The following is a 3,441-nucleotide window of genomic DNA, read 5'->3' as shown; positions in this document are numbered from 1 at the left end:
TGAGATCGAAAAAGAAATACAACCAATAGAGGAATAGGGCTATGGATAACAACTATACAGACGGTTTCCTTATTGGATTACTCGATTTCTTTATTTGGGCTAAATGGCTTTTAGCATTGGCTTTTCTTTTGACAATGGCAGATTTAAAGTTTGGCATATCGGCTGCTAAATATCGAAATGAGATCGTGAAGCGATCAAGAGCCGTAAGGCGCACACTCGATAAGATAACAAACTATTGTCTTTGGATTATACTCGCATATACTTTTGGGCAGGCATTCGGTCAACCGTTCGGAATTGATCTATTGCCGCTAATTATCTTACTAGTCATTTATGGTGTTGAACTTGAGAGTATCTATGTGAACTACTTTGCGGCTAAAGGTAAAAAGGTAAAAGTAAATGTCTTTAAATTCTTCTCTAAGAAAAACGATATTATAGAAGTAGAAGAAAAGGAGGATAATAATGGCAACTAAAAAACAGATCGATTTTGTCAAGGCAGTTTATCCGGCAGCAAAGAGACTGCATGAAGAAAAGCCAAATGATTCTATACATCCGATCTTTGAAACGATGCAAGCAGCTTTGGAACGTGGATGGAGTTTAGATGGCAAGCTTCCGAATAACTTATTCGGGATAACTAAAGGTAGCTCTTGGGGTGGAAAAACACAGTTGGTGAGAACTACCGAGTACTTCAGCAATCCGAATGTAACTTTTAAGTCTCCTGAAATGGTTGTTGGTACTCCTGAAAAGTTATCGAACGGTAACTATAAATACATAGTGTATCGTTTATTCCGAGTCTATGACACTTTAGAGGATTGTTTGTATGATCATCAGGCTTTGTTCCGTAAATCGGGCTATGCTGATGCTTGGCCATATAGGAATGATCCAAGAGAATTCGTTAAAAGGCTTATGGATGATACAGGGTGGAAGTATGCCACAGGGCCCGAATATGTAAAGACTGCTCTGTCAATGATAAACACAGTAGAACAAATAGTAAAAGAAGAGGGGTTATGAAAAAAACAACTTTAATAGTTCTCTGTGGAATTGTCTGTCTGGTTATAGGCTTCTTTATCGGTCGATCATCTATTGATTCCGAACCTAAAAAAGAATATATAAAAGGTAAAATGCTTACAGGATCAGTAAGTCCAACTCAATTTGAACCGATAAAAGAAGAAAAGCCGGATATCCAATATAAAGACACAGGGAGTATAAAGTATTTGATCATTCCTGTTGATACATCTGCGATAATTGCTGATTATGAACTAAAGCGGACATATAAACTGACGCCCTTTGATAATAAGACGCAAGGTAAGCTTGAGTTATTCCCGGTTATTCAATATAACAAACTATCGGCTTTAGATTATAACTTCACTCCGGTAATAGAGCGGCAAACGATATATAAGACCAAAGTATGGCAGCCATTTATTTCAGCTTCTTACTCTACCCTTAATTATATAGGGATTGGAGGAGGAATATTTTATCACGATATTGGTATTGAATATCAATATCAAAAGAGTTTGGGTAGTCAGAGCAATGGACATATGTTAGGTGTGAAGTATAAGTTTTAATGCAATTCATTCACTTTAAATCTGAATGAGTTCCTGTTTTATGATAATTATGTATCATATAAATATTTATTGCTTAAATTGTTAAGAAATAATTATTTTGTTTAATTTTGGGAAATTAACAATTAAAACATTTAAGCCATGAATAAAACTTCTAAAAGAACAGAGCGAGTAACTCTAGGAACATTACAATTCTTAAATATAAAATTATTGCCAAATGAAGGAGAGTTGGATTATATTCTGTTCTTTCAAGAATTGTTGAAAATGGATTATGCTATAAAAGATAGAGGAGACAAATGTATTACATTAGTTGAATTTGAACCGTGTCCAGACTTTCCCGAAAATGAAAGAGGAAAAGGATATTATAAGGTTTGGAGAGGTCGTTTAGTTGAATATACTGATTTAGATCCCGATGGCTTTATTGATCTCGCAACAAAAGAAAGTATCAATAAGCCATTTGAAGTGGACATGATAGGGGCAAATCAAAAAAGAGGTATCTTTTATTTTGTTCCTGAAGCGCATAGATTAGCTATATTAAAAAACTCAGAAATAAGTTTGCAAAAAGTTAAGAAATATATTGAAGAGGCAGGAGATAGACTCTATTCCGAAGAACATGACTCTGCAACTAAAGTATACGCAATTATTGAAAAAACTAAAGATACACTTAAAGCGTTACAACAAGTATATGCTGTTATTCGTTTAAAAGCCAAACTATCTTATACAAATAAAGACCACACAAAAGGCTTTGAGGCTCTATTTGATGAAAGGTTATCAAATTCAGGAGCAACAGAAGTTGATATGGATTTAGTTGGAGATAAAAAAAGTCCTTTAAATTTTAGTGATGATAGTCTGGCTGCTTCGATTGTAAATATATCAGAAAGCAATGGTGATCTAGAGGCTAAAATTATTGAGAATGAAGGTTCTAAACCCAAACCATTTAATACGCAAGAATATATTCGTAGTGAGCAGATAAAATACAAGTCATCAGAATTACCAAATATTATCTATAATAAAATAATAGGTATATTTAGGAATTAATAAAAACAACTAATCGCAGAATGTTCAAAAAAACTAAAGATTCAGAATTTGGTTTTAATGCTATATTTAAAGGGTATACTTTATATGATTTTATTTGTGATGCACTATTTCCTGCTATATTGGGAATAGCTTTAATTATCACTTGTACTGTTACAAAGGCGGACTCATTAAATATAATATTAACTACTACAGATTTAAGTATTAATATACTACCAGCAATATTAGGATTGATTGTTGCTGGGTATACTATATTGGTTTCGTTCTATTGGAGTGATACTGCAGTAAAAGTAAAAAGTCTAAATAAAGGATCAGCATTATTAAAGTCTATGAATAGTGATTTTGCTTTAGTTATACTTTTTATAATTTTATCCTTGTTATACTCAATTGTTTTGAAAATCATAATTAGTTTGGAGATATCTTTTGTATATCACGATATTGTCAATTATGCGTCCTTATTCGCATTGCTATTTTTGCTATTTTTTTCCCTTAAAATATTAAAAGATGTTGTTGTTGATACCTATAATATAGGACAATTATCAATAAAACTAACTGATAAAAATAAGTAATAGAATAGTTTTGTGACAACCACTATTTCCTTTAGTTCACTCTATTGATAATTGAATTTTATCTGCTAATATTATGAAAAATTTATTTAAAGTGCAATTACATGTTTTCTCTATTTTCATTTTATTTATATTGCTTTCTTCATGTACATCCGCTAAAGTAACTCTATTCGGGGAGGCTTATCCTCCAAAGAGTCTGGACGCTACGATTGATGTCTATTCGACAAATAAGCCATCTGTTAATTATAAAGAAATTGGTCAGATTACATGTGGGGATGAAA

6 protein-coding genes are annotated in these 3,441 nt (G+C 32.4%); all 6 read left to right on the top strand.

The genetic code is table 11. From position 1 onward, the window contains the following. The first annotated feature begins 41 nt into the window (after positions 1-41). A complete protein-coding gene (locus LDB17_RS13895) occupies positions 42-470 on the top strand; it encodes a phage holin family protein (RefSeq protein WP_252639444.1) in 429 nt (142 codons plus the stop codon). Then, positions 460-1,008, top strand: a complete 549-nt coding sequence (locus LDB17_RS13890; protein ID WP_252639443.1) for a glucosaminidase domain-containing protein — start codon at positions 460-462, stop codon at positions 1,006-1,008. The genes LDB17_RS13895 and LDB17_RS13890 overlap by 11 nt, the downstream gene beginning before the upstream one ends. Next, a complete protein-coding gene (locus LDB17_RS13885; RefSeq protein WP_252639442.1) occupies positions 1,005-1,562 on the top strand; it encodes a hypothetical protein in 558 nt (185 codons plus the stop codon). The genes LDB17_RS13890 and LDB17_RS13885 overlap by 4 nt, the downstream gene beginning before the upstream one ends. A 138-nt stretch (positions 1,563-1,700) precedes the next feature. After that, positions 1,701-2,597, top strand: coding sequence for a DUF4747 family protein (locus LDB17_RS13880; protein WP_252639441.1), 897 nt, complete (start codon positions 1,701-1,703; stop codon positions 2,595-2,597). Positions 2,598-2,617: 20 nt separating this feature from the next. After that, positions 2,618-3,163, top strand: a complete 546-nt coding sequence (locus LDB17_RS13875) for a hypothetical protein (protein WP_252639440.1) — start codon at positions 2,618-2,620, stop codon at positions 3,161-3,163. Positions 3,164-3,236: 73 nt separating this feature from the next. Then, a partial coding sequence (locus LDB17_RS13870; protein WP_393925094.1) for a hypothetical protein occupies positions 3,237-3,441 on the top strand: 205 nt, incomplete at its 3' end.

The sequence above is a fragment of the Dysgonomonas sp. Shenzhen-Wh21 genome (genome assembly GCF_043392705.1).
Taxonomy (GTDB): domain Bacteria; phylum Bacteroidota; class Bacteroidia; order Bacteroidales; family Dysgonomonadaceae; genus Dysgonomonas.
This window is presented reverse-complemented; position numbering and strand designations above follow the sequence as displayed.

Coding starts and splice junctions, on each gene's coding strand:
- LDB17_RS13895 (WP_252639444.1), top strand. CDS start 42: ATGGATAACAACTATACAGACGGTTTCCTTATTGGATTACTCGATTTC.
- LDB17_RS13880 (WP_252639441.1), top strand. CDS start 1,701: ATGAATAAAACTTCTAAAAGAACAGAGCGAGTAACTCTAGGAACATTA.
- LDB17_RS13875 (WP_252639440.1), top strand. CDS start 2,618: ATGTTCAAAAAAACTAAAGATTCAGAATTTGGTTTTAATGCTATATTT.
- LDB17_RS13885 (WP_252639442.1), top strand. CDS start 1,005: ATGAAAAAAACAACTTTAATAGTTCTCTGTGGAATTGTCTGTCTGGTT.
- LDB17_RS13890 (WP_252639443.1), top strand. CDS start 460: ATGGCAACTAAAAAACAGATCGATTTTGTCAAGGCAGTTTATCCGGCA.